Source organism: Scleromatobacter humisilvae (assembly GCF_023231945.1).
Taxonomy (GTDB): domain Bacteria; phylum Pseudomonadota; class Gammaproteobacteria; order Burkholderiales; family Burkholderiaceae_C; genus Scleromatobacter; species Scleromatobacter humisilvae.
The window spans coordinates 51,441-75,148 of record NZ_JAJLJH010000003.1 but is presented as its reverse complement, the minus strand read 5'-3'; the positions used below and the strand labels follow the sequence as shown (position 1 = coordinate 75,148).

The 23,708-nt window shown below is 70.3% G+C and carries 21 protein-coding genes; 11 read left to right on the top strand and 10 right to left on the bottom strand.

What is annotated here, in order from left to right:
- Window positions 1–40 precede the first annotated feature (40 nt).
- The 3 genes from LPC04_RS13370 to LPC04_RS13360 form a co-directional block, all read right to left on the bottom strand.
- Complete coding sequence (locus tag LPC04_RS13370; protein ID WP_275682742.1) at window positions 41–994, bottom strand: alpha-E domain-containing protein; 954 nt, start codon at window positions 992–994, stop codon at window positions 41–43.
- 14 nt (window positions 995–1,008) lie between these two features.
- Window positions 1,009–2,517: a circularly permuted type 2 ATP-grasp protein gene (locus LPC04_RS13365; protein ID WP_275682741.1), complete on the bottom strand. Its 1,509-nt coding sequence runs from the start codon at window positions 2,515–2,517 to the stop codon at window positions 1,009–1,011.
- A 533-nt stretch (window positions 2,518–3,050) separates the two neighbouring features.
- Window positions 3,051–5,831: a DNA internalization-related competence protein ComEC/Rec2 gene (locus tag LPC04_RS13360; RefSeq protein ID WP_275682740.1), complete on the bottom strand. Its 2,781-nt coding sequence runs from the start codon at window positions 5,829–5,831 to the stop codon at window positions 3,051–3,053.
- Between the two features lie 143 nt (window positions 5,832–5,974).
- Between LPC04_RS13360 and LPC04_RS13355 the strand changes: the two genes are divergently transcribed.
- The 6 genes from LPC04_RS13355 to LPC04_RS13330 all read left to right on the top strand — a co-directional run bounded on the left by LPC04_RS13355 (window position 5,975) and on the right by LPC04_RS13330 (window position 9,983).
- Window positions 5,975–6,325 (top strand): NIPSNAP family protein, encoded by a 351-nt coding sequence (locus LPC04_RS13355; protein ID WP_275682739.1) that lies wholly within the window; start codon window positions 5,975–5,977, stop codon window positions 6,323–6,325.
- Between the two features lie 10 nt (window positions 6,326–6,335).
- The gene (locus LPC04_RS13350; protein ID WP_275682738.1) at window positions 6,336–7,076 is read left to right on the top strand and encodes an ArsR/SmtB family transcription factor; all 741 of its coding nucleotides are present in this window, start codon (window positions 6,336–6,338) and stop codon (window positions 7,074–7,076) included.
- A 50-nt stretch (window positions 7,077–7,126) separates the two neighbouring features.
- Window positions 7,127–7,585 (top strand): GIY-YIG domain-containing protein, encoded by a 459-nt coding sequence (locus tag LPC04_RS13345; RefSeq protein ID WP_275682737.1) that lies wholly within the window; start codon window positions 7,127–7,129, stop codon window positions 7,583–7,585.
- Window positions 7,586–7,742: 157 nt separating this feature from the next.
- Window positions 7,743–8,204, top strand: a complete 462-nt coding sequence (locus LPC04_RS13340) for a RidA family protein (protein ID WP_275682736.1) — start codon at window positions 7,743–7,745, stop codon at window positions 8,202–8,204.
- The gene (locus LPC04_RS13335; protein ID WP_275682735.1) at window positions 8,201–8,689 is read left to right on the top strand and encodes a disulfide bond formation protein B; all 489 of its coding nucleotides are present in this window, start codon (window positions 8,201–8,203) and stop codon (window positions 8,687–8,689) included. Before LPC04_RS13340 ends, LPC04_RS13335 begins: the two co-directional genes overlap by 4 nt.
- Window positions 8,690–8,705: 16 nt before the next feature.
- Window positions 8,706–9,983: an NAD(P)/FAD-dependent oxidoreductase gene (locus LPC04_RS13330; RefSeq protein ID WP_420854722.1), complete on the top strand. Its 1,278-nt coding sequence runs from the start codon at window positions 8,706–8,708 to the stop codon at window positions 9,981–9,983.
- 24 nt (window positions 9,984–10,007) lie between these two features.
- On the opposite strand, the gene LPC04_RS13325 is transcribed toward LPC04_RS13330, so the two are convergent.
- The 4 genes from LPC04_RS13325 to LPC04_RS13310 all read right to left on the bottom strand — a co-directional run bounded on the left by LPC04_RS13325 (window position 10,008) and on the right by LPC04_RS13310 (window position 15,229).
- Window positions 10,008–11,111 carry an ABC transporter substrate-binding protein gene (locus LPC04_RS13325; RefSeq protein WP_275682734.1) on the bottom strand — a complete coding sequence of 368 codons (1,104 nt, stop codon included), beginning with the start codon at window positions 11,109–11,111 and terminating at the stop codon, window positions 10,008–10,010.
- A 226-nt stretch (window positions 11,112–11,337) separates the two neighbouring features.
- A complete protein-coding gene (gene parC / locus LPC04_RS13320) occupies window positions 11,338–13,671 on the bottom strand; it encodes a DNA topoisomerase IV subunit A (protein ID WP_275682733.1) in 2,334 nt (777 codons plus the stop codon).
- 176 nt (window positions 13,672–13,847) lie between these two features.
- Window positions 13,848–14,663: a lytic transglycosylase domain-containing protein gene (locus LPC04_RS13315; protein ID WP_275682732.1), complete on the bottom strand. Its 816-nt coding sequence runs from the start codon at window positions 14,661–14,663 to the stop codon at window positions 13,848–13,850.
- Window positions 14,660–15,229 carry a GNAT family N-acetyltransferase gene (locus tag LPC04_RS13310; RefSeq protein WP_275682731.1) on the bottom strand — a complete coding sequence of 190 codons (570 nt, stop codon included), beginning with the start codon at window positions 15,227–15,229 and terminating at the stop codon, window positions 14,660–14,662. Before LPC04_RS13310 ends, LPC04_RS13315 begins: the two co-directional genes overlap by 4 nt.
- Window positions 15,230–15,534: 305 nt before the next feature.
- Between LPC04_RS13310 and LPC04_RS13305 the strand changes: the two genes are divergently transcribed.
- Window positions 15,535–15,861, top strand: a complete 327-nt coding sequence (locus tag LPC04_RS13305) for a hypothetical protein (protein WP_275682730.1) — start codon at window positions 15,535–15,537, stop codon at window positions 15,859–15,861.
- 307 nt (window positions 15,862–16,168) lie between these two features.
- Here the strand turns inward: LPC04_RS13305 and LPC04_RS13300 are convergent, their stop codons facing one another.
- Window positions 16,169–18,178 carry a DNA topoisomerase IV subunit B gene (locus LPC04_RS13300; protein ID WP_275682729.1) on the bottom strand — a complete coding sequence of 670 codons (2,010 nt, stop codon included), beginning with the start codon at window positions 18,176–18,178 and terminating at the stop codon, window positions 16,169–16,171.
- Between the two features lie 104 nt (window positions 18,179–18,282).
- Between LPC04_RS13300 and LPC04_RS13295 the strand changes: the two genes are divergently transcribed.
- From LPC04_RS13295 to LPC04_RS13280, 4 genes are all read left to right on the top strand, one after another.
- The gene (locus LPC04_RS13295) at window positions 18,283–18,903 is read left to right on the top strand and encodes a class I SAM-dependent methyltransferase (RefSeq protein WP_275682728.1); all 621 of its coding nucleotides are present in this window, start codon (window positions 18,283–18,285) and stop codon (window positions 18,901–18,903) included.
- A gap of 60 nt (window positions 18,904–18,963) precedes the next feature.
- Window positions 18,964–19,845 (top strand): 4-hydroxy-tetrahydrodipicolinate synthase, encoded by an 882-nt coding sequence (gene dapA / locus LPC04_RS13290; protein WP_275682727.1) that lies wholly within the window; start codon window positions 18,964–18,966, stop codon window positions 19,843–19,845.
- Window positions 19,846–19,972: 127 nt separating this feature from the next.
- Window positions 19,973–21,265, top strand: coding sequence for an outer membrane protein assembly factor BamC (bamC, locus tag LPC04_RS13285; protein WP_275682726.1), 1,293 nt, complete (start codon window positions 19,973–19,975; stop codon window positions 21,263–21,265).
- 146 nt (window positions 21,266–21,411) lie between these two features.
- Complete coding sequence (locus LPC04_RS13280) at window positions 21,412–21,897, top strand: hypothetical protein (RefSeq protein WP_275682725.1); 486 nt, start codon at window positions 21,412–21,414, stop codon at window positions 21,895–21,897.
- A gap of 32 nt (window positions 21,898–21,929) precedes the next feature.
- On the opposite strand, the gene LPC04_RS13275 is transcribed toward LPC04_RS13280, so the two are convergent.
- Together LPC04_RS13275 and LPC04_RS13270 are read right to left on the bottom strand one after the other, a co-directional pair.
- Window positions 21,930–22,487, bottom strand: a complete 558-nt coding sequence (locus LPC04_RS13275; protein ID WP_275682724.1) for a hypothetical protein — start codon at window positions 22,485–22,487, stop codon at window positions 21,930–21,932.
- A complete protein-coding gene (locus LPC04_RS13270; protein ID WP_275682723.1) occupies window positions 22,477–23,655 on the bottom strand; it encodes a JmjC domain-containing protein in 1,179 nt (392 codons plus the stop codon). Before LPC04_RS13270 ends, LPC04_RS13275 begins: the two co-directional genes overlap by 11 nt.
- Between the last annotated feature and the right edge of the window lie 53 nt (window positions 23,656–23,708).

Here is a 23,708-nt window from a genome sequence, read left to right as displayed (position 1 = left end):
AAACGTGGACGGCGCGCCGGCGTGCGGCGCGCCGTGCGGGTCACTGCGTGACGAGGAAGTCCTTGCTGATGCCCACGCCCAGCTCGCCGACGTTCGCCAGGAACTGTGTCAGGAACGCGTGCAGGCCGGTGGACAGGATCTCGTCGATGCGGCCATAGCGCAGGTCGGCCTCGAGACGGCCGGCGCGGCGCAGCGTCTCGCCCGAGTTCGCGTTGGCGACGGAGCGCAAGTTGCTGCTCATGCGGTTCATGCAGTGCGCCAGCGAGCGCGGCATGTCGGCGCGCAGGATCAGCAGCTCGGCCACCTTCTCGGGCTGGATCACGTTGCGGTAGACCTTGCGATAGACCTCGAAGCCGGACACCGAGCGCAGGATCGCCGACCAGTGATAGAACTCGTACTCGTTGTCGCGCTCGTCGGCGTGGCCGTAGAAGTCGCTGTCGACGTCGTGGAACTTGACGTCCAGCATGCGCGCCGTGTTGTCGGCCCGCTCGAGGAACGAGCCGATGCGCACGAAGTGAAAGGCCTCGTCCTGCAGCATGGTGCCCACGACGACGCCGCGCGACAGGTGCGAGCGGAACTTGACCCATTCGAACACGTTGGCCGGATCGCGCCGCAGCTCGCCGCTGGCCAGCAGCTTGTTGAACTCGAGCCAGGTCTGGTTGGTCGTCTCCCAGACCTCGGTGGTGAGCGTGCCCCGCACGGCGCGGGCGTTCTCGCGCGCGGCACGCAGGCAGCTGACGATAGACGACGGGTTTTCCTCGTCGGCGACCATGAACTCCATCAGCTTGGCCGGATGGATGTCGCCATAGCGCTTGGTGTAGTCGCCGGTGAGCTCGCTGATGGCCAGCAGCCCGCGCCAGCCCAGCTCGGCGACGGCGTCGGATTGCGGCAGCAGCGCGGTCTGGTAGTTGACGTCGAGCATGCGCGCGGTGTTCTCGGCGCGCTCCATGTAGCGCGACATCCAGAACAGGTGGTCGGCGGTGCGGGAAAGCATCTTTGCAGGTCTCCTCAGGCCGATTTCGTTTGCGATTGCGACTGCGACGGGGCCTGCGGCGGCGTCGGCGCGCCCTTCTGCGCCTGCGGCTCCGCCTCCAGCACCCAGGTGTCCTTCGTGCCGCCGCCCTGGCTGCTGTTGACGACCAGCGACCCCGCCTTCAACGCCACGCGCGTGAGTCCGCCCGGCACCATCTGCACTTCCTTGCCGGACAGCACGTAGGGCCGCAGGTCGATGTGGCGCGGCGCGATGCCCGACTCGACGTAGGTCGGACACGTCGACAGGCTCAGCGTCGGCTGCGCGATGTAGTTCCCCGGGTTGGCGACGAGCACCTGGCGGAACGCCTCGACCTCGGCCTTGGTGGCCGCGGGCCCGACCAGCATGCCGTAGCCGCCGGCGCCGTGCACCTCCTTGACGACGAGCTCGGCCAGGTTGGCCAGCACGTAGCTCAGCTCCTTCGGGTCGCGGCACTGGTAGGTGGGCACGTTGTTGAGGATCGGCTTCTCGCCGAGGTAGAACTCGATCATCTTCGGCACGTATGGATAGATCGACTTGTCGTCGCCCACGCCGGTGCCGATCGCGTTGGACAGCGTCACGTTGCCGGCCTTGTACGCGCGCAGCAGCCCCGCGCAGCCCAGCGTCGAATCCTTGCGGAAGACTTCCGGATCGAGGAAGTCGTCGTCGAGGCGGCGGTAGATCACGTCGACACGCTTCGGGCCCTGCGTCGTGCGCATGTAGACGAAGTCGTCCTTGACGAACAGGTCCTGGCCCTCGACCAGCTCCACGCCCATCTGCTGCGCGAGGAAGGCGTGCTCGAAGTAGGCCGAGTTGTACATGCCGGGGGTCAGCACGACGACGGTCGGATCGTTGCTGCCGCCCGGGGCGACGCTGCGCAGCGTCTCGAGCAGCAGGTCGGGGTAGTGCGCGACCGGCGCGACCGCGTGCATGGAGAACAGCTCGGGGAACAGCCGCATCATCATCTTGCGGTTCTCGAGCATGTAGGACACGCCGCTGGGCACCCGCAGGTTGTCCTCCAGCACGAAGTAGCTGCCGGTGCCGTCGGCGTTGCCGGCACGCACGATGTCGACGCCCGCGATGTGCGAGTAGACGTCGCCCGGCACGTTCACGCCGATCATCTCGGGGCGGAACTGCGCGTTGTCGACGACCTGCTCGCGCGGCACGATGCCGGCCTTGAGGATCTCCTGCTCGTGGTAGACGTCGTGGATGAACCGGTTGAGCGCGGTGACCCGCTGCGCCAGGCCCTTCTCCATCTCGCGCCACTCGTGCGACGGGATCACGCGCGGGATCTGGTCGAACGGGATCAGCCGCTCGGTGCCCTCGCCGGAGTCCTTGTCGCCATAGACGGCGAAGGTGATGCCGACCCGCCGGAAGATCAGCTCGGCCTCGTTCCGACGGTCGCGCATCAGGTCGGCCGGCTGCTCGGCCAGCCAGCGCGCGTAGTCCTTGTAATGCTCACGCACCGCGTTGCCCGCGGCGTGCATTTCATCGAAAGGCGAATTCATGGCGAGCTCGGGCTCCCTGGTGCGGCGCCGCGCCGCGCGGCGTTCCGTGTGAATGCATAGCAACAACCGATCCAGCCGACCCCGGCGCCCCGTCCTGGCGGCGATGCCCGCCAAACCGGCCGACAGCGCCGTTCCGGCGTGCGGACTGGCCACCCCAGTATCGACGACGCACCGCCGGTGTGCAATGCGGCGCCCGGCGACGCGTTGTCGCGCACCACATTGAGCTCGCCGACACGCCGGCCCGCACCATGGCAAGGCCGGGCGTCGCTGGGCGCGCACCGGCACCGACGCTGGCAGGCGGGCGCCCTGAGGGCATCGGCGGCAGCCTGGCAGCCTGGCAGCCCGGCAGCCTGGCAGCCTGGCGGCCTGGCCGCCCTGACAGCCCTGGCGGCCCTGGCGCCCCTGGCGGCTGGCAGCCACGGCGGTCTCGCCTTCCGACGGACTGTTGGACAGGTGCACAGGCGGGCCCGCGGACTCGCGAGTCAACGGGCACGCGTATCGGTCGCCCGGCAGCCTTGGCGACGCGGCCGCCGTCAGGGGTCGGGCGGAGGGCCGCGCGACCCGGGCCACGCCGGTGTCGACGGCTCATCCGTCCCCTGCCACTGCCAGTAGCGCCGCCGCAGCGTCCGGGTACAGCGCGCCCCGCCGCCGGCCCACAGCCAGGCGCCGCAGTGGTCGGTGCGCACGACCGGGATGCCATGTGCGGCGTAGCGCGCCACGACCTCGGGGGCCGGATGGCCGTAACGGCTGCGGTAGCCGACCTGGATCACCGCCACCTGGGGACGCACGGCGTCGAGGAAGGCGTCGGTCGACGACGTGTGGCTGCCGTGATGGGGCACGACCAGCACGTCGCTGCGCAGCGCCGCGGCGGGCTCGCCGCGCGCGCGGGCGACGAGCCGCGCCTCGCCGGGCGCCTCGACGTCGCCGGTCAGCAACGCGCTCGCGCCGTCCGCGCCGACGACGCGCAGCACGCAGCTCAGCGCGTTGGTCTTCGCGCCGGGTCGATAGTCGCTTGCGAAAGGGTGAAGGATCGCGAAGCGCACGCCGTCCCACGACCAGCCCTGTCCGGCCTCGCAGGCGACATGCGGCAGCGGGTTCGCGCGCAACGGATTGTCGGCCGCGAGCGAGCTGCGCAGCGCGAGCACCGGCATCCGGTCGATGATGGACTGCGCGCCGCCCACGTGGTCGGCGTCGGCATGGCTCAGCATCAGCACGTCGACCCGGGGCTCGCCGCGCGCCTGCATCAACGGCAGCAGCAGGCGCTTGCCGGCGTCGTTGTCGTCGCCGAAGCGCGGGCCGGTGTCGAACAGCAGCAGGTGCGCGTGCGTGCGCACCAGCACCGCGGTGCCTTGCCCGACGTCGGCCGCCACCAGCTCGAAGCGTCCGGGCGGCGGCCGCGCGACGAAGGGCCACAGCAGCGGCGGCAGCATCGCCGCGCCGAGCGCGCGCACGCGCCAAGGCAGCGGCAGCATCAGCAGGGCGCCGCCCGCGAGCCCGGCCACCAGTGCCCAGCCAGGCGCCGTCGCGACGTGGACGCTGGCCTGCGGCCATCGCGCGAGCCAGGCCAGGAACGCCAGCAAGGGCTTCAAGGCCAGCGCCGCCAGTTGCCACAGGGGCGGCAGCGCGACGCCCAGCAGCGTCAACGGCGTCACCACCAGCGTCACCCAGGGCTCGGCGACGAGGTTGGCCAGCAGCCCGACCAGCGACAGCTGCTCGAAGGCCACCAGCGTCAACGGCGCCAAGCCGACGCTCGCGATGACCTGGGCCCGCACGCCGCCGCGCAGTTCCGCGGCGACCCCGTGGCCAAGCCGACGCAGGCCCGATCCGAATCGCAGTGCGGCCGCGCGCCACCCTGGCGACGGTCGCTGCGCCTTTCTCGACGCGCACGTCGGCACGGCACCGTCCCCGGCGTCCGTGCGCGCGCCAACGTGCGGGCTCGCGTCCCGCGCGCGCGCGGCCACGGCCTCGCGCGCGGGCTCGGACACCATCAACAGCCCGACCGCCGCGAACGACAGCCAGAACCCCGGTTGAAGCAGCGCCCAGGGGTCGAGCAAGGTCACCGGCACCATCGCGCCCAGCGCCACCAGCGATGCCGGCCAGTTCAGACCCGCGCTGCGCAGGAACGCCGTGGCCGCCAGCATCAGCACCGTGCGCTGCGCCGGCACGCCCCAGCCCGCCAGCAGCGCGTAGAGCCAGGCCACCGCGACGCCGCCCCAGCGCGCGGCCGCGGGGGTCGGCAGCCACAGCGCCGCACGCTCCGAACGCCGCCACACCGCGCCGACCGCCGCGCCGCCCAGCCAGCCCAGCATGGTGATGTGCAGGCCCGAGATCGACATCAGGTGCGCGACGCCCGTGTTGCGGAACACCTCCCAGCCCGGCCCGTCGATGGCGGCCTGGTCGCCGACGGCCAGCGCCGCCAGCGCGCCGGTGGCCGCGGCGTCGTCGGCCGATTGCGCGCTGAGCATCAACCGGTCGCGCACCCATTGGCGAGCAGTCGCGACCGGCGCCCACGAGGTGTCCAGCAACTGGCCGTTGCCGCGCACCGTGCCGGTCGCGCGCAGGCCCTGGTCGAACAACCACAGCTCGGCGTCGAAGCCGTCGGGATTCATCGCGCCGTGCGGACGCCGCAGGCGCACCGGCAGGCGCCAGCGCTGGCCGGCGCGCAAGGGCGCGGGCGACGCCGCGACCGCGCGGTCGTCGCGCTGGTTGCGGCTCCATGCGAGCCAGACGCGCGACGGGACGACCGGCCCGCCGGCGCCGGGCGACGGCGCCGCCGCGGCCGGGCTGTCGTCGTCCTCGTCGAAGCCGTCGCTCGAGGCGTGGTCGCGTGCCGCCGCCTCCTCGGCCTGGGCGACCGCGTCGGGCAACGGACGCCCGGCCGCGACGTCCAGCGAGCGCACTCGCTTCAGTTCGCGCGAGGTCATCCCGAGCGCCCGCGCCGACTCGACGACGAAGGCGAAGTGCTCGCCGTCCTGCGCGAGCTGCGGCATGTCGTCGATGACGCCGACGAGCTCGACATCGCAGCCCTCCCATGCGGGCGCGAGCGCATCGGCGAGGCGGGCGTCCGCGCGCCAACCCGCATAGCCGAAGCCGGCCGTGGCCACGGCGACGCAGATGCCGACACGCCATCGGCGTCGCAAGGCGACAAGCAGCATGACCAGCGCCGCGGCATCAATCAGTGGATACGCATCGCGGACCCACAGTGTCTGCTGCTGCAACTGCCACGCCACGCCGCCGACCCAGGAAAGCGCCGCGGCGGCACGCCACCAGGCGCCGGCGGCGTCCGATGAAGTGACAGTGCGGTCGTCGTGCATGAGCTCATCGTAGAGACGTCGTCCAAACGCCGCCCTGCGCCGATTGCCGCATTTCGCCCGCATTTGCCATCCTTCGCCCCACGACGAAACAACGAGCAGGCATCCGGCGCGAGACTGCGGTCACCCCGCCATGCGAGTCCGCCATGACCCTGACCTGCTTCATCCGCTACGAGATCGACCCGTTCAAGCGCGACCTGTTTCGCCGCTACTGCGAGGAATGGGGCCGCATCATCCCGCGCTGCGGCGGCCACCTGATCGGCTACTTCCTGCCCAGCGAGGGCACGAACTACGAGGCCTGGGGGCTGATCTCGTTCGACAGCCTGGCCGCGTACGAGGCGTACCGCAGGCGCCTGCGCGCCGACGCCGAAGGCCGCGCCAACTTCGAGTTCGCGCAGCGCGAGCGCTTCATCGTGCGCGAGGAGCGCACGTTCACCGAGGTCGTCGACGGCGCCTACTTGCGCCCATCGGAATACAGTGATGCAAACGTTGCTTGACGCTTCCACCATGCCCACTTCGCGCCGCGCGACGCCCGCGCCTTCCGACGCTCCGCACGAACCGCGCCTCGCGCGCATCGCCGCGCTGGTGGCGGAGCCGTCGCGGGCGCGCATGCTGGCCTTCCTGCTGTCGGGCGAGTACGCGAGCGCGGGCGAGCTCGCGCGCACCGCCTCGGTCGGCGCGGCCACGGCGAGCGCGCACCTGGTCAAGCTGGTCGACGCGGGGCTGCTCGTGTGCGAGCCGCGCGGCCGGCATCGCTACTTTCGCATCGCGGACGCCGACGTCGCGCACGCGCTGGAGGCGCTCGCGATGGTGGCGGAGCGCTCGTCGCACGACCGCACCTGGTCGGCGCCGGCGCGCCTGCGGTTGCGCGAAGCGCGCTGCTGCTACGGCCATCTGGCCGGACGCCGCGGCGTCGCGCTGCTCGAGCGCCTGCTGGCGCACGGCTGGCTGGTCGACGCGCCCGACGGTTACGCGCTGACCGACGCCGGCATCGCCGGACTGGCCGAGTTCGGCTTCGATGCCGCCGCGCTGGGTGCAAGCGCGTCGCATCGCATCGCCTATCCCTGCCTGGACTGGTCCGAGCGCCGCGACCACCTGGCCGGCAAGCTGGCCAGCAGCCTGTTGACGCATTTCATCGAACGAGGCTGGCTGCGCCGCATCGGCAGCGAGCGCGCGCTCGAGCTGACGCCGCCGGGGCAGCAGGCGCTCGCACCGCTGCTGGCGTTGCCATCCGTCACCCCTGACTGAGGCGATGTTGCGCATACTCTGCACGTCACGCCCATCGATGGAGACGCGCCATGCCCGAGGCCAGCACCGACGAGAACTGGTTCACCGCGATCCCGTGGTCGGCCCCGCAGGCCGTCGAGACGCTGCGCCGCGGCGGCGTCAACCGCGACCTTGTGCCGAAGGCGCCCGGCGTGTATGCCTTCACGCTGTTCGACGGCCCGATCACGCTGGCGACGAGGCTGGGCGTGCTCTACGTCGGCAAGGCCACGACGCTGCGCTCGCGCATGAAGGCCTACATGATCGATCCGGCCACGCTGAGCGTCACGGGCCGCGGCGGCGGCCTCAGCACCTCGCTGAAGCATGCGGGCAAGGTCGGCCTGCTGGTGCAGATCCAGCAGCGTTCGCGCGGCACGGCGCCGTCGGGCATCTTCTACCGCTGGGCGGTCACGCACGACGAGGCCGAGGCGCGCCGGCTGGAGCTGCTGCTGCTGAACTACTTGCGCCCGGGGCTCAACACGGCCGACCTCTGACCGGCGCCGACCGCCGCTTGTCCGCGCGAAACCGCCGCCCGCGCCCCCGCCGCGGGACAGGTGATTGGGGCTGCGTGTAGCATCCGAGCCCATCATCGGGCCACCCCGCGCCACCGCGTCCAGTCGGTGGCGGGCCGGCCCGCACGGAGAATCCCTCATGACGATCGCCGCCCGCCTGCAAGCCCTCGGAATCGAGCTCCCGCCGCTCGCCATCCCCGCCGCCGCCTACCTGCCCTTCGTGCAGACCGGCTCGCTCGTGTTCATCTCGGGCCACATCGCCAAGAAGGACGGCAAGGCGTGGGTGGGCCAGCTGGGCCTGACGATGACCACCGAGGAAGGCAAGGCCGCCGCGCGCTCGATCGCGATCGACCTGATGGGCACGCTGAAGGCCGCCGCCGGCGGCGACCTCGAGCGCGTCAAGCGCATCGTCAAGGTGATGAGCCTCGTCAACAGCACGCCCACGTTCACCGAGCAGCACCTGGTCACCAACGGCTGCTCCGAGTTGCTGGGCGAGATCTTCGGCGACGCCGGCAAGCATGCGCGCAGCGCCTTCGGCGTGGCGCAGATCCCGATGGGCGCGTGCGTCGAGATCGAGCTGATCGCGGAGCTCGCGGCGTGAGGATCCGGATCCGCATTCCGCAGGTCCTGACGATCATCGGCCTGGTGGCGCTCGGCGCCGTCGGACTGGCCGCGATTGCGCAATATCGGTTCGACATGCAGCCCTGCCCGTGGTGCGTGCTGCAGCGCCTGATCTACATCGTCGTGGGCGTGCTGGCGCTGCTGGGCGCGGTGCTGTCCAACACGCCGCGGCGGCTCGCCGTGGGGCTGGCGTTCCTGGGCGCGCTGTGGGGAATCGGCACCGCGCTGTACCAGCAGCTGCACGCCGTCAACGAGGCGTCGTGCGACCTCAGCATGGCCGAGCGCTTCATCGCCTGGTTGAAGCTGGACCAGCTGTTGCCGCAGCTGTTCGTCGCCTACGCCTCCTGCGCCGATGCCGCGGTGTCGGTGCTGCACATCCCGTTCGCAGTCTGGAGCTGCATCCTGTTCGCGATCCTCGCGCTGCTGCTGGCGTGGACGCTGCGCGCGTCGATGAGGACGCGTTGATCCGCCTGCGACGCGCGTGAATCCCGGAACGTACTACGCCGCCAGCGCCGGCCCCGCGCCCGCGCGTCCCGCGCTGCGCGGGCGCGTGCACGCGCACGTGTGCGTGGTCGGCGGCGGCTTTGCCGGGCTCGCCACGGCCATCGGGCTGATCGAGCGCGGCATGCGCGACGTCGTGATCGTCGAGGGCGAGACCGTCGGCCATGGCGCCTCGGGCCGCAACGGCGGCTTCGTCTTCGGCGGCTTCAGCCTCGACAACGCGCAGCTGCTGGCCGACCAGGGCCCGGCCGGCGCGCGCGCGCTGTACGACCTGACGCGCCAGGCCGTCGCGACGATCCGGCGCCGCATCGGGCAGTACGCGATCGCCTGCGACGCGATCGAGGGCGGCGTCGTGCTGGCCAACTGGTTCGACGACGACGCGATCCTGCGCAAGCGCCAGGAATTCATGGCCAGGGAGTTCGACGTGCACTGGCAGCTGCTGTCGCACGACGAGCTCGGCGCCTACACGCGCTCGCAGCGCTACGCCGGCGGCCTGCTGGAACCCGACGCGTTCCACTTCCATCCGCTGAAGTACGCGCGCGGCCTCGCGGCGGCGATCGAGCGCGAGGGCGGCCGCATCCACGAGCAGTCGCGCGTGACCCGGTTCGTCGCGCCGCGCGCGCCCGGCGGCGGCTTCGAGGTGCGCACGGCCGAGGGTGTCGTGCATGCGCGCCACGTGGTCGTCGCCGGCGGCGGCTACCTGCGCGGCGTGTCGGCGCCGCTGGAACGCGCGATGCTGCCGATCGCCACCTACGTGATGGCCACCGAGCCGCTGGGCGACGCGCTCGGCCGTTCCATCCCCGGCCGCGCCGCGATCTACGACACGCGCTTCTCGTTCGACTACTACCGCGCGCTGCCCGACACGCGCATCCTGTGGGGCGGCCGCATCTCCATCCTCGACCGCGCCGCCGAGCCCATTGCGCGCCTGCTCAAGCGCGACATGCTCAAGGTCTACCCGGAGCTGCGCGACGCGAAAGTGGACTACGCCTGGGGCGGCCTCATGAGCTACGCGCGCCACCAGATGCCGCAGATCGGCCAACTGCCTGACGGCACCTGGCACGCACTGGGCTTCGGAGGCCATGGTGTCGGGCCGACGACCGCCGCCGGCGAGCTGATCGCCGACGCGATCGCGGCCGGCGCGCCGATCCCGCCAGGCTTCGCCGCCTACGGGCTGCCGCGCGTCTGGGGCGCGGCCGGCATGCTGGCGGCGCAGATGACCTACAACTGGGCCGAGTTCAAGGACTGGGTCAACGACTGAGTCGCGGGATAGTCCTCGGCGCGCTCACGGACGCAGCGCCTCGAGGCGGCCATTGCGGACCTCCATCAAGTGCAGCGCGCGCCGCGCATCGCCATGCGCGTCGAGCGAATACTCGCCGTCCAGGCCCGTCCACTCGCCCGGCACCGACAGCGTCGCCCGCAGCGCCTTCGCGCCGCCTCGATCGAGCGCCGCGACGCCCAGCATCACGGCCTCGTAGGCCTGGACGGCCGGCGTCGTGGGCAGTTCGCCGAAGCGCTCGCGATAGCGGCTGACGAAGTCGCGCATGCGAGGCAGCGGGCTCTCGAGATCGACCGCCTGCAACGCGATCGCGCCCTCGGTCGAGTGGCCGCCGACCTGCAGGAATTGCACGTTCGCGCCCCACGGCGACAAGGCGATGGCGACCTTGGGGACGACGCGGCGCAAGTGCTGCGTCACGATCGCCGCGTCGCCGGGGCTGTTGACGAGGATGACGGCATCGCAGGGCGTGGCGACGACGCGGCCCATGACGTCGGCGAAGTCCAGCGAGTTGCCGGATCGATAGTCGATCTCGGTGGCGGTCGTGCCGCCGAGGCTGCGGAATTCGACGGCGGCGGCATGACCGAAGCTCGCCGAGTACGCGCGGTTGGCCGAATCCATCAGCACGACCACCGAGCGCGCGCCGCGATCGTGCAGCACGTGGGCGAGCTGGCGCGCGCCGGCCGGCGCGTCGGCGGCGTTGCGGAAGAAGAAGTCGTCCTTGCCCGAGAGCTCGTCCGTCGTGGCCGTCGGCGAGATCAGCACGAGTCCGCGGCGGTTGGCCTCGGGAACGGCGGCGACGGCCATCTCGCTGGTCATCGGCCCGACCGCGAACGCGGCCCCGCGCGACGCGAACGACGCGATGGCGGCCCGCGCGGCCTCCGGGTCGTTGCGGTCGTCCTGCACCAGCAGTTCGTAGCGCGCGCCCGGCTTGGCGTCCAGCGTCTCCACGGCCAGTTGCGCGCCGTTGCGGCCGCCGGCGCCGAGTTCCGAGATCAGGTCGCCCACGAAGCCGATGCGAACACTGTCGGGCGAATGGCAGCCGACGCAGGCCGCCAGCACCAGGCCGGCGACGACGAGGAAGATCGATTGAAACTGGGAGCGTGGAAACATGGAATGGACGAGTCCGGGTTCGAAGCCAGAACCCGTTGCCGGGCTGCTGTGCAACAGCACCTTCACCGTTCCGCGACGCCGAGCCGTCATCCTAAGGCAACCGACGGGCCCGTACGGTACGGATGTTCAGCCGGCGCGTGCCCATGCCCCCACAAGGGCCGGGGCGGGCAACGGAAATGGAAACGCCCGGCAAGCCGGGCGTCCTCGACCTCGAAGTTGTCCGACGTCAGAGCGCGATCACGCGCTGCCCCTTGATGGCCGCATCGATCGCCTTGCCCTTGCGCGCGCGCTTGCCCGCGTACGCGGCGAGCGTCGCCCCCTTGAGGTCTTCCTCCTTCGGCTTCTGGCCGCGGCCCAGGCCCAGCACCTTGACGCCGTTGGCGCAGGTGGCCACCGAGACGAGCGGATCCTTGGCGTCGACGTCCATCAGCGTGAGGCCCTTGCCGCCGTTGGACTGCAGCTTCAGCTCGTCGAGCGGGAAGACGAGCAGCCGGCTGCTCAGGCTCAGGCAGGCGACCTGCGTGTGCCCGGCCTGCAGCGGCATGGGCGGGAGGAGGCGGTCGGTGTCGGCGATGCTGAGAAAGCTCTTGCCGCCCTTCTGGCGGCTGGTCATGTCGCCCACCTTCGCCAGCAGGCCGAAGCCACCGGTGTTGGCCAGCAGCAGCGTCGCATCGGAGGACGCGGCGAAGTAGTGCAGCGGCTGGGTGCCGGCCTCGAGGTCGATCAGCGTGGTGATCGGCGTGCCGTCGCCGCGCGCGCCCGGCAGCAGGCTGACGGCCACCGTGTAGACGCGCCCGGTGCCGCCCTGGTTGCTGCCGAACACGAGCAGCGTGTCGACGCTGCGGCATTCGAAGGTGCCATACAACGCGTCGCCGGACTTGAACGCGAAGCCGCCGGCCTCGTGCCCGTGGCCCTTCATCGCGCGCACCCAGCCCTTGAGGCTGACCACCACCGTCACCGGCTCGTCGACGATCCTGACTTCGACGACGGCGCGCTTCTCGGCCTGGATCAGCGTGCGGCGCTCGTCGGCGTGCGCCTTGGCGTCGGCCTCGATCTCCTTGATCACCGTGCGCTTCAATGCGGCAGGGCTGGACAGGATGTCCTCGAGCTTCTGCTGCTGGCTGCGCGCCTCGTCCAACTGCTGCTGGATCTTGATGGCCTCCAGTCGCGCGAGTTGGCGAAGCCGGATATCGAGGATGTCGTCGGCCTGGATCTCGGTCAGCTTGAACGCCTCGATCAGCGCCGGCTTGGGCTCGTCGCTCTCGCGGATGATGCGGATCACCTCGTCGATGTTCAGCAGCACCAGCTGCCGGCCTTCGAGGATGTGGATGCGCGCGAGGACGTTCGAGAGACGATGCTCGGTGCGCAGCTTGACGGTGTGCGCGCGGAACGTCGTCCATTCGATGAGGATCTGGCGCAGGCTCTTCAGCGTCGGGCGGCCATCGCCGCCGATCATCGTCAGGTTGATCGACGCGGAGCTCTCGAGGCTGGTGTGCGCGAGCAGCGTGTTGATCAGCTCCTGTGGCGAGATCGTGCGGCTCTTGGGCTCGAAGACGAGGCGCACGGACGCCTCGCGGCCCGACTCGTCGCGCGCCGCATCGAGCACGGCGAGGATCGTCGCCTTGAGCTGCAGCTGCTCCGCGCTCAAGGCCTTCTTGCCGGCCTTGATCTTCGGGTTGGTCAGCTCCTCGATCTCCTCGAGCACGCGCTGCGTGCTGGCGCCGGGCGGCAGCTCGGTGACGATCAGCTGCCACTGTCCGCGCGCGAGATCCTCGATCTTCCAGCGCGCGCGCACCTTCAGGCTGCCGCGGCCCGTGGAATAGGCGTCGCGGATGTCGGACTCGCTGCTGATGATCTGGCCGCCGCCCGGGAAGTCCGGGCCGGGGATCAGCGTGTAGAGCTCGTCGTCCGACAGCTTGTCGTTCTTCAGCATCGCGATGGCCGCATCGGCCACCTCGCGCAGGTTGTGGCTGGGCACTTCGGTCGCGAGGCCGACGGCGATGCCGCTGGCGCCGTTCAGCAGCACGAAGGGCAGGCGCGCAGGCAGCAGCCTGGGCTCGACGGTCGTGCCGTCGTAGTTGGGCATGTAGTCGACGGTGCCTTCGTCGATCTCGTCGAGCAGCAGGCGCGCGATCGGGTTCAGGCGCGCCTCGGTGTAGCGCATCGCGGCGGCGCCGTCGCCGTCGCGGCTGCCGAAGTTGCCCTGGCCGTCGATCAACGGATAGCGCAGGCTGAAGTCCTGCGCCATGCGCACCAGTGCGTCGTAGGCAGCGGTGTCGCCGTGCGGGTGGAAGTTGCCCAGCACGTCGCCCACCACCTTCGCGCTCTTGCGCGGCGCCGGGCCCGCGGCCGACGCGTTGGTGAACGACAGCCCCATGCGGTGCATCGTGTACAGGATGCGGCGTTGGACCGGCTTGCAGCCGTCGGAGACGTCCGGCAGCGCGCGGCCCTTGACGACGCTCAGCGCGTATTCGAGATAGGCGCGTTCGGCGTAATGCGCGAGGGTCAGCGCGTCGCCGCCGCCGTCACCGCCGCCGAACGCGAGGGGAGTCTGTTCCATGGTCAAACCGGATTTCCTTTGATCGCCGGGCCGCCCGGGGTGATGGGCAGGCGACCCGCAGGGGCGCATTGTCGGTGTTCGCGGACGCGCCGCCCGCGACTACCCCTGAAGTATCGTAAGGAATTGACCGTGACGAACCGGACGCCGGGCCAGCCCGGGGTTGACGCGCGCGGCGCTCAGCGTCCGCAGACGGCCTGCGCGCAGGCCACCACTTCGACGCCATGCGCCTGGTGCGGGAGCTTGCGCTGCAAGAGTGCCCAGTACAGCTCGAGCACCATGTGCACATGGGCCTCGGTCTCGGCGATCTCCGGCATCTGGCCGCCGGCCTTGCGCACCGTGCCCTCGCCGGCGTTCCAGGCGGCCAGCGCGATGTCGATGCCGCCGTAGCGACGCGTCAGGTCGGCCAGCATGCGCGCGCCCGTGAGGACGTTGGTGCGAGCGTCGAGCATGCGCCGCGCCGCCGGCGTCTGCCGCTCCTCGCGGGTGCCGTAGCGATCGGCCGTCACCGGCGTCAGCTGCATCAGGCCCACCGCGCCGCGCGGCGACACCGCGCGCGGGTTGTAGTTCGATTCGACCGTGATCACGGCCTTCAGCAGTTCCTCGTCGACCCCGGTGCTGCGGGCCGCCTCGTCGAGCACGGGCTGCAGCGCCTTCACGTCGGGCGAGATCTCGAGCCAGGTCAGCAGGCCATCGGTGCCCTGCGTCTTGCCCAGCACGCGGTGGTCACCGTCCTCGCGCAGCACCTGGTCGTAGCGGGAGTCGATCCGGCTGGTCGCGAAGTGCGCGATGCCCGCGCCATCGACGTAGCCCCACAGCACCGGCTTGCCGGCGACCGGGACGATGGGATTGTCGGCCGCGGCCGTCGACGCGACGACCGCGGGAGTTGCCTCGAGCGAACGCGCGGCGCGCACCTCCGGCACCGCGTCGCAGGCGGCCATCGAGCCGGACACCAGCGCGATGACGGCGCAGACGATCAGCAGCGGGCGCCTCACGAGGCGGCTCCCGAAAACGGGATTTCGAGGCCGGCGTCGACGCGCTTGTCGTACTCGCGATCCAGCACCGACATCACGACCAGGCTTTCCCAGCCGGCCGTCTCGTCCGTGCCCACGCGCAGGCACTCGCGCAGCCGGCCTTCCTCGACGAAGCCTTCGCTGGCGTACAGGCGCAACGCACGGGCGTTGAGCGATTTCACGTCGAGCCAGAACCGATGCGCGTGCAGGTCGCGGAAGGCCAACTGCTTGAGGATGCGCACGCACGCGCGCCCAAGCCCGCGGCCCGGGGTCTGGAGCACGATGCGCTTGAGCTCGACCGACCGGTTCGGATTGCGACAGCCCTGCAGGATCACGAAGCCGACGGGCGCCCAGTCGTCCCCGGCCTCGACGATGAAGTGGCGCGAGTCGGGAAAGCGGATCGCGCCTTCGTGCTGCGTGCGCTCCCACGGCGTGATGAACGCGAGGTTGCGCGCGTCCTGCTCCACCGAAACGACAAAGTCGAGGTCGGACAGCATCGTCGGACGAATCCGCAGATGCGCGCTCTCGGCAATGACGTGCGTGGGCATTTGAGGGACGGCGCTCGGACGGTCTGGGGAGGTGGCGGAGAGCACGGAATCTGGGCTTGCTCGACCAGGGCCGGGCAAGAGAGCGTGGATTATGGAAAGGATCGCAGAGCCGCGCCCTGGCGAATCCCCGATGAACGCGGGATTTCTGCACGTTTTGTCGGCCGCCAGGGTAGGTGGCGATCGAGGGCGGGAGGTTCCCGACACCGAGAGGCTGGTTATGTAAGCAGATGATTCGTAGAGCCGCTCGTCCTCCGGCCGAGCTCCGGAGCTCCTCGGCTACGATGTGAACATCGCCTTTGCCGCACATGGATCTCGTCCAGTCCCACCCTCATCCGTTCTCGGACACCGAATGGCCGTTCGAAGACCCCGTCAATGCGATTGCGATCGCCACCGACCGGGTCTTCGACGGCAGTCATCCCATCCTGATGGTCACGCATGACACGGATGGCGATTGGCAGGTACTGTGCGGCGGCGACGTCGCCGAACGACGACCCGTCGTGACCTGCCTGGGTTGCACCTGGTTGCGCGACCGCTCGATCGGCGAGATGGCGGCGCTGCCGCGCGGCTGGCGGGCTTGGCGCAGTGCGGCCGGCGAGCCATGGGATATCGAACGACAGCGCGACGACCACTGATCGTCTCGCACGACGTCGCGATACCGACGATCGATCAGCGCGCGATTGCTGCCGCGAGCCCGCAGGTTTCCCGCAGCGATCCAGGCGCGAATTCTCCGCGCGTTTGCGTCGTCAAGCTCGACGGCGGTATCTGACTCAGGCCCCGCGGCCCGCAGCGGCGCCAGCAGCCGCATCAAGTCGTCGAATCCAGTGCTTCCGTTGCAAGCATCATCCCGCATGACGCGAGCGCATGACTGGGGCGATGGCCGTGGGATTCGCGGCGGCGCTGACGCCGTCGCGAACCGCCCCGAGCCGTCGGACCGACGACTCAAATATCGATCTCGACCGCGTCCCCGCGCAACTCCATCAGTTCGCGCCGCGCATGCGCCTCGCCCTTGCCCATCAGGCGCGTGAACGAGCCCTCGGTCTGCACGAGGTCGAGCTGGCCCAACTCGACGCGCAGCAGCCGTCGCGTCTCGGGGTTCAGCGTGGTCTCCCACAGCTGGTCGGCGTTCATCTCGCCCAGTCCCTTGAAGCGGCCGATCTTCCACGAATCCTCGCGGGCGCCTTCCTTGCGCAGCTTGTCGAGCGTGGCGTCGCGCTCGCCTTCGTCGAGGGCGTAGATCTTGGCGGCCGGCTTGCGCCCGCGCGCGGGCGCGTCGATGCGAAACAGCGGCGGCTTGGCGACGAACACGTGGCCACGCGCGACCAGTTGCGGGAAGTGGCGGAAGAACAGCGTCAGCAGCAGCACTTGGATGTGCGAGCCGTCGACGTCGGCGTCTGACAGGATGCAGACCTTGCCGTAGCGCAGCCCGGAGAAGTCGGGCGTGTCGTTCGGCCCGTGCGGATCGACGCCGATCGCCACGGCGATGTCGTGGATCTCGTTGTTGGCGAACAGGCGGTCGCGTTCGACCTCCCAGGTGTTGAGCACCTTGCCGCGCAAGGGCAGGATGGCCTGGGTCTCCTTGTCCCGACCCATCTTGGCCGAGCCGCCGGCCGAGTCGCCCTCGACCAGGAACACCTCGTTGAGCGTGAGATCGCGGCTCTCGCAATCGGTGAGCTTGCCGGGCAGCACGGCCACGCCGGAGCCCTTGCGCTTTTCCACCTTCTGGCCGGCCTTCTGGCGCGCCTGCGCCTGGCGGATCACCAGCTCCGCGAGCTTGCGGCCGTACTCGACATGCTGATGCAGCCAGAGTTCGAGCGCGGGCTTGGTGTACGCCGACACCAGACGCAGCGCATCGCGGCTGTTGAGGCGCTCCTTGATCTGGCCCTGGAACTGCGGATCGAGCACCTTGGCCGACAGCACGAAGCTGGCACGCGAGAACACGTCCTCGGGCATCAGCTTGACGCCCTTGGGCATCAGGCCGTGCAGTTCGATGAAGCTCTTGACCGCGGTGAACAAGCCATCCTTCAGGCCGGACTCGTGCGTGCCGCCGGCCACGGTCGGGATCAGGTTGACGTAGCTCTCGCGCACCGCGGCGCCGTCGTCCGTGAACGCGACGCACCACGTGGCGCCCTCGCCCTCGGCGAAGTTCTCGGACTCGTTGGCGCCCGCGAAGCGCTCGCCCTCGAACAGCGGCACGACCGGCTCGGCCGTGAGCGTCTGCTGCAGGTAGTCGCGCAGGCCGCCCTGGTAGGTCCACGTGAGCACCTCGGGTTCCTTGCCGGCCTTCTCCACCGTGAGCGAGACCGTCACGCCCGGCATCAGCACGGCCTTGCTGCGCAGCAGGTGCACGAGCTCGCCGCGCGGCAGCTCCGCGCTTTCGAAATAGCGCGCGTCGGGCCAGACCGTCACCCGCGTGCCGTGGCGGCGCTCGCCGGATGCGAGCTTGCGCACCTCCAGCGGCACCGTGACGTCGCCGCCCGAGAACGTCAGCGAGGCGAACTGGCCATCGCGGAACACCGAGACCTCGAGCTTCTTCGCGAGCGCATTGGTGACGCTGACGCCCACGCCGTGCAGGCCACCCGAGAAGCTGTAGGCACCGCCACTGCCCTTGTCGAACTTGCCGCCGGCGTGCAGGCGCGTGAAGACGATCTCGACGACCGGCACCTGCTCCTCGGGATGCAGGCCGAACGGGATGCCGCGGCCGTCGTCGTCGACCGTGACCGAGCCGTCGGCGTGCTGCGTGACGGCGATGCGCTTGCCATGACCGGCCAGCGCCTCGTCCGCGGCGTTGTCGATCACCTCCTGCACGATGTGCAGTGGGTTGTCGGTGCGCGTGTACATGCCCGGTCGCTGCTTGACGGGCTCCAGGCCCTTCAGGACGCGGATGGAACCTTCGGCGTACTCGCCGGCTTGCTTGGATTTGGCGCCAGCGGCGCCCGGTTTCGTGGCCATGGCGAGATTCTAGGAGCGAAGTCAGAACACCCCGCGTGTATTTTCTGTACATAAACCCAGTCTTTTACACGGGCGACATTCGCCGGAGGCCGTAGAGTGAGGCCATGGAATGCCCATCGAACCCCGCCCACGCCGCCGCCGCGCCCTCGGACTGGGTCGTGCGCTGGACGCCCCTGCTGCCCGCCGGCGCCCGCGTGCTGGACGTCGCCTGCGGCCACGGCCGCCACGTGCACTGGCTGGCCGGCGCCGGACACCGCGTCACCGCGGTCGACCGCGAGCCGCCGCTGCTCGCCCCACTGGCCGGCCTGGCCACCACGATCACGGCCGACCTCGAGGCCAATCCGTGGCCGCTGCCGGAGCAGACCTTCGATGCCGTCGTCGTCACCAACTATCTCTGGCGCGCCCTCTTTCCGGCGCTCAAGGCAGCCGTGGCGCCTGGCGGGTTGCTGATTTACGAAACCTTTGCACAGGCGCATGCCGCGCTCGGACGGCCGCGCCGACCCGAATTCCTGTTGCGGCCGGGCGAGCTGATCGAGGTTCTGCGCGAGCGCGAATCGCCTGACGCGGCAGGCCTGCTTACCTCTGAAACGTGGCAGGTGATCGCCTTCGAGGAAGGTCGGCTGCCGGCCCGCGGCGACGTCCCCGAACGTGAGGTGCAACGCATCGTCGCGCGCCGTGGCAAAGGGCCGCCCGGACACGCAGACCTTCTGGCGCCGCCGGGCTAAAATCGAGCGATTGCCGGGCCCGCGCGCGCCCGGCTCCGGAAATCTCCCCGAGGAACGCGAATGGAAAGAATTGTCGGCAGCATCGTGGCGCTCGTCACCCCGATGCACGAAGACGGCAGCGTCGATTACGACACGCTGCGCGCATTGGTCGACTGGCACGTTGCCGAGGGCACCGACTGCATCGTGGCCGTCGGCACCACGGGCGAGTCGGCCACGGTCAGCGTCGAGGAGCACGGCGAGGTCATCCGCGTCTGCGTCGAGCATGCCGCCGGGCGCATTCCCGTCATGGCCGGCGCCGGGGCCAACTCCACGCAGGAGGCGATCGAGCTGTCCCGCCACGCCAAGAAGGTGGGCGCCACCTGCACGCTGCAAGTCGTGCCGTACTACAACAAGCCTTCGCAGGAAGGCATCTACCGCCACTTCGCGAAGATCGCCGAGACGGTCGACATCCCGATGGTGCTGTACAACGTCCCCGGCCGGACCGTCGCCGACATGCAGCACGACACCGTCGTGCGCCTGGCGCAGGTGCCGGGCATCGTCGGCATCAAGGAGGCCACCGGCAGCATCGAGCGCGCGGGCTGGCTGCTGCGCGCGCTGCCCAAGTCGTTCTCCGTCTATTCCGGCGACGACAGCACGGCCGTCGCGCTGATGCTGCTGGGCGGCCACGGCAACATCAGCGTCACGGCCAACGTGGCGCCGCGCCTGATGCACGAGCTGTGCGACGCGGCGCTGGCCGGCGATGCGCGCCGCGCGAGCGAGCTGCACCTGAAGCTGCTGCCGCTGCACAAGCAGCTGTTCTGCGAACCCAGCCCGGCGCCGTCCAAGTGGGCACTGTCCCGGCTGGGCCGTTGCCGTCCTACGCTGCGCCTGCCGCTCGTCGAGATGACGGAGGCCGGCAAGGCCATCGTCGACGCGGCGCTGGCCGAATGCGGCATCGCCTGACCGCCGTCGTCCGCATGCCCGCCGGCGCCGCGCGAGCGCCGGCAAACCAGGCCGCGCAAGCCCGTCCGCGACCTCTGCGACAATCCCCGGCCCGGACACTTCCGGCCTGACCTCGAACCTGATGCACATGACCACCCATTCCCCGACGCGCCTGCTCCATCCCACGCCCCTGCGCGTTGCCACCGTGACGCTGTGCTTCATGCTTGGCGGATGCACGGTCGTCGGAGACTGGTTCTCCCACGGCGAGACCAACTACAAGGGCGCGTCCAAGCGCACCCAGCCGCTGGAGGTGCCGCCCGACCTGACGCAGTTGCAGAAGGATTCGCGCTACCTCCCGCAAGGTGGCGTGGTCACGGCCTCCGACCTGAACAAGCCGGCCGATGCCGCCTCCGGCGTCGCCGCGGCCCCGGTGCAAGCGGGCGTGGCGCCCGCCCCGGCCACCCCCGAAGTGGCACTGTCCGCCGCGGGCAACCTGCACCTCGAACACAACGGCGACCAGCGCTGGCTGACCACCGCCGACGCCCCCGAGAACGTGTTGCCGCGGGTGCGCGGCTACTGGCTCTCGCAAGGCTTCACGCTGACGGTCGACGAGGCCAAGACGGGCCTGCTCGAGACCGACTGGAAGGAAAGCCGCAACAAGCTGCCGGACGAAGGCATCCGCAACCTCTTGTCGAACATGTTCGACAACCTGTCGGACTCCGGCTTGCGCGATCGCTACCGCACCCGCCTGGAGCGCCGCGACGATGGCGGCACCAACATCTACGTCACGCACTTCGGCACCGTCGAACATGTCGCCGGCACCACCAACAGCGTGCAGACGGCCGACGTGCAATGGGTGCCGCGCGCGTCGGATCCGGGCCTCGAGGCGATCCAGCTCAGCCAGATGATGCTCAACCTGGCCAACATCACGCCGGTCAGCGTCGCCCCGCCCAAGCACAGCTGGTTCCACTTCGGTGACGACGACGACACTGCGGCGAACTCGCGTCCGATCCCGAGCGCGGCCACGACGCGTCCGACCGCCGGCGGCACCGGCCCGAACGGCGCGGCCCGCGCGCGCATCGTCACCGGCCAGCCCGGCGCGACGATGGAGGTCGAGGACAACTTCGACCGCTCGTGGCGTCGCATCGGCCTCGCGCTGGATCACGGCGGCTTCACGGTGGAAGACCGCGATCGCGCCCAGGGCCTGTACTACGTGCGCTACGTCGACGCGAAGGAAGCCGCCCGCGAGGAGCCCGGCTTCTTCTCGAAGATCACGTCCTGGTTCGGCGCCACCAACACGTCGGCGGTCGGCAAGTACCGCATCTCGATCAAGGCGCCCGGCGACACGGCCACCGTCACGGTGCTGAACGACCAGGGTCAGCCGGACAACGGCGCGAACGCCCAGCGCATCGTGGCCTTGCTGGTCGACGAGCTGAAGTAAGGCCGCGCGCCTGCAAGAGAAGCCGCCTCCGGGCGGCTTTTTTTCGTCCACTCAGGACGAAGGCAGGGACGCGCCGACGTCAATCCCCCTCATCATCCCTTGACAGTTGCGGAACCTGCGTGCGTCCTCCTGGCGGTGGATTCAACTTGCGTTCAGCAAACCGACGCAAAAAAGCCGCCCGAGGGCGGCTTTCAAATCTCGAGACGCTGCGCTCGAGGGAGCGCAGATCAGGAAATTACTTGCTGGCGGCCGGAGCGGCGGACATCGCGGCGGTCGCGGCCGACGAGGCAGCAGCCATCGAGCCGGTGGCGGCAGCGGAAGCGGCGTCAGCGGCCGACGAAGCGGACGACATCGCGGCGGAAGCCGACGCGTCGGCAGCCGAGGCGGCAACGGTAGCGGACGAAGCGGCGGACGAGGCGGCGTCAGCAGCGGCCGGCGTGGTGTCGGCGGGCTTGTTGCAAGCGGTCAGGGCAGCGACGGCGACCAGGGAGGCCAACAGGAGCGACTTGTTCATGAATTTCCTCGAAGAAAAATTTTGGGTTCGAACCAATACCGGTAATCCAGATACCCGCCCTCACGGCAAGTATCCGAGCAAAAGACAGCAGGCAAGCTCGAGCATTTCCTGTGCCTAGCCCGCCATTATACCCATCCATACGGAACCTTTTCAGAGTCCCAGTGTCACCGCCGCAAAACCGGGTCCGGCCCGTTGCAAAATCGCATCAAAGTCCTCTCGCGCCTGCTGGCGATCGACGCGGTCGAAGCCGACACGGCCGCGCAGATGCTCGCGGTCGAACACCCGGAGCGCCTGGTCGGCGGTGTCGATCCACAGCGTCGGCAACGCCTCCGTGCGGGTCTCGTCCGGCACCAGGCACTGGATCACGTGGGCCCAGTCGCGCCGCCACGCGGCGAAGCGCGGATGGCGGCGCTCGATGACCGAATAGTCGCGCGCGATCACGACCAATTCGCGGCCACCCGCGCGTGCCCAGTGCGTCAGTTGCGAGAGCACGTCGGGCTCGCCGATAGGCCAGGCGGCGAAGTCCTCGTCGCACCAGCACAGCCGCCGCGTGCCGCGTTCGCTCGCGCCGGCGATCGTGTCGCGCAAGGCCTGCGCGAATTCCACCGGCCCCTCGAAAGCCCGGCCGCCGGCGGCCGGCTTCGCGCCGGGCAGGCCGGCGTGATCGTCCATCGAAGGCGGGCGGCCCGCCGCGTCGTCAATCGTCATGTGCCCATCCCTGCGCCACCCAGTCGGCGACGACGGCCTGCGCGTCGGCGGAGAGCCGCTCGCACTGCGGGGCCGTCAGTCGGCGTGCATCGGCCAGCTCGCGCATCAGGCGCGCGTCGCGGCCGGCCGCGTTGAACGACTCGCCGTTGATGAAGACGTGCCGATCGTCGTACATCATGCGCGTGCGTCGATCGAGCCGCAAGCCGGCGCCGACGCCGCGCTCCAGGCCCGTGTCGAACCAGACCTCGGGCTTGGGCTCGGTCATCACCTCGCCGAGTGCGCGCGCCAGTTGCGCCGGATCCTTCAGCAGCCGGTCGACGGCCTTGCGCGCGAACCTGTCGAGCGCCTCGGGCATGCGCGCGGGCGTCTCGGTGGCGCTGCGCGGCGGGTCGCGGAAGTGCGGCTCGTCGGGATCGGCCTCGACGTCGTCGAGCACGCGCTGCAGCAGCTCGCGCGCGAGCTCGGTGCCCATCGGCGTGCGAAAGCCGATCGAGCAGGTCATGCACTCGTCCTCGGCGACGCCGTCGTGGCCCCAGCGCGGCGGCACGTAGAGCATGTCGCCCGGGCCCAGCACCCACTCGTCGGTCGGCTCGAAGTGTTCGAGGATGCGCACCGGCAGGCCCTCGACGATGGCCGGATCGTCCACCGGCCCGACGCGCCAGCGCCGATGGCCATGCACCTGCAGCAGGAACACGTCGTACGAATCGACGTGCGCGCCGACGCCGCCGCCCGGGCTCGCGTACGACACCATCAGGTCGTCGACGCGGGCGTCGGCGACGAAGCGGAAGCGTTGCAGCAGGTCGTGCGCGGCCTGCACGTGCAGGTCGACGCCCTGCACCAGCATCGTCCAGCCACGCTGCGACATCGGTGGCAGCGCGCGGCGCGCGAACGGGCCGTGCTTCAGTTGCCAGGCCTCGGCCGACGGCGCCTTCGAGCGCGTCTTCGTCTTCGCTGGCGCGGCGTCCTGGATCACGACGCGCGACTCGACATCGTCGCGCGACGCCAGCTCGAACAGCTGCGCCGGCGTGACGGGCGCCAACGGCGCCCCGCTCTCCGCGACGAGGGGCAGCGCGTTGCGGATCAGCAGCGGGCGCTTCTGCCAGACATCGCGCATGAAGGCCGCGGGCGACAGGCCGCCGAGCAGCGCAAGGGGTTCACGGAGGTTCATCGTGGCATTGTCCCTGCTCGCGCGGCGCGCCGCCACGAGGTCATCGCCGCCCA

What these genes read in the sequence shown, in the direction of transcription:
- LPC04_RS13370 (WP_275682742.1), bottom strand. Translation starts at nt 994, where the DNA reads ATGCTTTCCCGCACCGCCGACCACCTGTTCTGGATGTCGCGCTACATG.
- LPC04_RS13365 (WP_275682741.1), bottom strand. Translation starts at nt 2,517, where the DNA reads ATGAATTCGCCTTTCGATGAAATGCACGCCGCGGGCAACGCGGTGCGT.
- LPC04_RS13360 (WP_275682740.1), bottom strand. Translation starts at nt 5,831, where the DNA reads ATGCACGACGACCGCACTGTCACTTCATCGGACGCCGCCGGCGCCTGG.
- LPC04_RS13355 (WP_275682739.1), top strand. Translation starts at nt 5,975, where the DNA reads ATGACCCTGACCTGCTTCATCCGCTACGAGATCGACCCGTTCAAGCGC.
- LPC04_RS13350 (WP_275682738.1), top strand. Translation starts at nt 6,336, where the DNA reads ATGCCCACTTCGCGCCGCGCGACGCCCGCGCCTTCCGACGCTCCGCAC.
- LPC04_RS13345 (WP_275682737.1), top strand. Translation starts at nt 7,127, where the DNA reads ATGCCCGAGGCCAGCACCGACGAGAACTGGTTCACCGCGATCCCGTGG.
- LPC04_RS13340 (WP_275682736.1), top strand. Translation starts at nt 7,743, where the DNA reads ATGACGATCGCCGCCCGCCTGCAAGCCCTCGGAATCGAGCTCCCGCCG.
- LPC04_RS13325 (WP_275682734.1), bottom strand. Translation starts at nt 11,111, where the DNA reads ATGTTTCCACGCTCCCAGTTTCAATCGATCTTCCTCGTCGTCGCCGGC.
- parC (WP_275682733.1), bottom strand. Translation starts at nt 13,671, where the DNA reads ATGGAACAGACTCCCCTCGCGTTCGGCGGCGGTGACGGCGGCGGCGAC.
- LPC04_RS13310 (WP_275682731.1), bottom strand. Translation starts at nt 15,229, where the DNA reads ATGCCCACGCACGTCATTGCCGAGAGCGCGCATCTGCGGATTCGTCCG.
- LPC04_RS13305 (WP_275682730.1), top strand. Translation starts at nt 15,535, where the DNA reads ATGGATCTCGTCCAGTCCCACCCTCATCCGTTCTCGGACACCGAATGG.
- LPC04_RS13300 (WP_275682729.1), bottom strand. Translation starts at nt 18,178, where the DNA reads ATGGCCACGAAACCGGGCGCCGCTGGCGCCAAATCCAAGCAAGCCGGC.
- LPC04_RS13295 (WP_275682728.1), top strand. Translation starts at nt 18,283, where the DNA reads ATGGAATGCCCATCGAACCCCGCCCACGCCGCCGCCGCGCCCTCGGAC.
- dapA (WP_275682727.1), top strand. Translation starts at nt 18,964, where the DNA reads ATGGAAAGAATTGTCGGCAGCATCGTGGCGCTCGTCACCCCGATGCAC.
- bamC (WP_275682726.1), top strand. Translation starts at nt 19,973, where the DNA reads ATGACCACCCATTCCCCGACGCGCCTGCTCCATCCCACGCCCCTGCGC.
- LPC04_RS13275 (WP_275682724.1), bottom strand. Translation starts at nt 22,487, where the DNA reads ATGACGATTGACGACGCGGCGGGCCGCCCGCCTTCGATGGACGATCAC.
- LPC04_RS13270 (WP_275682723.1), bottom strand. Translation starts at nt 23,655, where the DNA reads ATGAACCTCCGTGAACCCCTTGCGCTGCTCGGCGGCCTGTCGCCCGCG.